This is a genomic window from Vibrio sp. Vb0349, from assembly GCF_033338975.1.
In genome coordinates this window covers 1-2,288 of the sequence record NZ_JAWOTS010000073.1, presented here as the reverse complement: position 1 = coordinate 2,288, position 2,288 = coordinate 1, and the positions used below count along the sequence as shown (strand labels likewise).

General features: G+C 43.8%; 1 protein-coding gene and 2 tRNA genes. All 3 read right to left on the bottom strand.

The window, feature by feature from the left end; all coding sequences use genetic code 11:
• Window position 1: 1 nt before the first annotated feature.
• The 3 genes from R7Q47_RS23240 to R7Q47_RS23230 all read right to left on the bottom strand — a co-directional run bounded on the left by R7Q47_RS23240 (window position 2) and on the right by R7Q47_RS23230 (window position 2,287).
• A tRNA-Phe gene (locus R7Q47_RS23240) sits at window positions 2-77 on the bottom strand.
• Window positions 78-310: 233 nt separating this feature from the next.
• Complete coding sequence (locus R7Q47_RS23235) at window positions 311-1,936, bottom strand: methyl-accepting chemotaxis protein (RefSeq protein ID WP_248487007.1); 1,626 nt, start codon at window positions 1,934-1,936, stop codon at window positions 311-313.
• Window positions 1,937-2,211: 275 nt separating this feature from the next.
• Window positions 2,212-2,287: transfer RNA gene (locus R7Q47_RS23230), tRNA-Asn, on the bottom strand.
• Window position 2,288: the final 1 nt, after the last annotated feature.

Sequence of the window (2,288 nt, the reverse complement as noted above, 5' to 3'; positions counted from 1 at the left end):
GTGGTGCCCGGAGGCGGAATCGAACCACCGACACGAGGATTTTCAATCCTCTGCTCTACCGACTGAGCTATCCGGGCGACGAGGTGTATTAAAAGGCTTTTCGGCTTTCAGGTCAACAATAAAATTAAAATAAAATATCGTTTGATGAATTTGTGCTCGGAGTGGGCTGTTTTTATGCGTTTTAAGCAGCAATGCGCCATGCTTTAAGCGATGTTTTAACATTGATAGTGTGTTCACTTGCAAAATAAAGGCGATAAAAACAAAAAAGCACGTCTGAAAACGTGCTTTTTATTGAACAATTGACTTTAAACTAGTGCTTTACTGAGAACTTGTTTACCCAACCTTCTAGCTCATTCGCTAGTGAAGCTAAACTTTGAGTACTTGATTGACTCTCGGTTACGACAGAGTTTAGTTGTCCTCCGCTTTCATCGATAAGGTTTATGCGTAGCGCAATATCATCGCTAACCTGCGTCTGCTCAGCGGCAGCAGTAGCGATCTGCTGGCTCATTGTGGTGATAGATTCTAACGCCGTTACAATTTGCTGTAGAGCTTCAGAGGCATTCTTAGACTCTGTAACAGTGCTTTCACTGGTTTCTGCACATATTTCCATTGTGTGAATGGCATTGCGCGAGCCTTCTTGCAGATTGGAGATCATATACTGAATCTCTTTTGTGCTGTCTTGTGTGCGTCCTGCTAGGTTGCGTACCTCATCAGCAACGACTGCGAAGCCTCGGCCTTGCTCTCCAGCACGTGCTGCTTCAATGGCTGCATTGAGTGCCAATAGGTTTGTTTGCTCTGCAATATCACCAATCACATCGAGCACTTTTACAATATTATTTACATCCTGATCTAGATCGGCGACCGCTTTACTCGCAGTATTTAATTGAGAAGCTAAACCTTGAATGTTTTCAACCGTGTTGTGAATGAGTTTCTGAGTATGTTGGCTTTGTTTGTCTGCCTCGTCCGTATTGTTTGCGGTGTCGCTTGCTGAATTGGCAACATGGTTGGCTGAAGATGCCATTTCAGTCATCGCAGTGGCAATCATAGCCGTTGATTGCTGCTGAGATACGGTAAGATCGGCAATCGTATTTGATCGAGCCTCTACGGCAAACAACTCTGCGCGCAGTGCATGCATAGACTTCTCTAGGTTTGTCACCATGGTAGCTAGTGATTGACTCATATCTTGCACGGCACGATAGATACTTCCTCTCGGTGCCACAGTATCAAAACTGGTCTGAATGTCTCCTTGAGCGACAGCTTGAACTGCTTTACGCACGTCGTTAGGCTCTCCACCAAGTAGATTAAGCATTTTGCGAATCGAAATGATCAGGCCACTTAGAATACTTCCCGCGATAATCAGACACAGCACAAGCTGCCATTGTGCTGTCGACCAAAAACGTGCGTTAACTTCATTAAAGCCAATACCTGTACCGACAACCCAGCCCCAGTGTGGTGTTTTTTCTGCTATCGAGTGTTTTTCTTCAATGCTGCCATCTGCTTGTTTTTGGCTCCAGGTATATTCAACGATCTGACCTGTTTTGTGCCCCAATACATCTAGAATGAGTTGGCCTACGCTATTACTACTGCCATCTCTAAAGTCATGGAAGCTGGTTCCGTGCAGTTGAGGGTCTAGTGGTGCGGCGATGAACATCATATTTTCATCTGCGACATAAACGTATTCGTTGTCTTTGTAGATATTGTTACGAAGTAGGCGAGTGGCTAATGCTTTCGCTTCGTCTTCCGGCATTTTGCCTTCGATAGCCATCTTTTCTACTTCGGTAAGTATGCTGTACGCACTTTTAAATAGCTCAGTAACTCGAGCTTTGTTATCAAGGTTACTTGCGACGCGAAGTGTCCATAAGCCCGTTGCGGTCAGAGCTAGGAGAGCTAGCAATATGATCGCAGATAATAAATAGGCTTGAGTTTTTAGTTTCATATTTAGCTCACAAATAAAGTGTTATCACTATGCAAGGCATAGCTAAAAGAAGAAATGTAATAACTCGGGCATCTTAGTGAAGATGAATATGCTCGGATACTAATGCGTATTGAAATTACGATGAGGATTAAATTTTTAGCGTGAAATAAGTGTTTTTGAAGAAAAGATTTAATGTTCGCTGATGTTTAGAAATGAAGTGCAGATAAATGGGAAAACGAGAAATGACGTATAAAGCAGATACAAAAAAGCCGCATCAAGTGATGCGGCTTTAAAAGTGGCTCCTCCTGCTGGGCTCGAACCAGCGACCTGCGGATTAACAGTCCGTCGCTCTACCAACTGAGCTAAGGAGGAA

Excerpts from the sequence above, each read along its gene's own strand:
- R7Q47_RS23235 (WP_248487007.1), bottom strand. The coding sequence starts at position 1,936 with ATGAAACTAAAAACTCAAGCCTATTTATTATCTGCGATCATATTGCTA.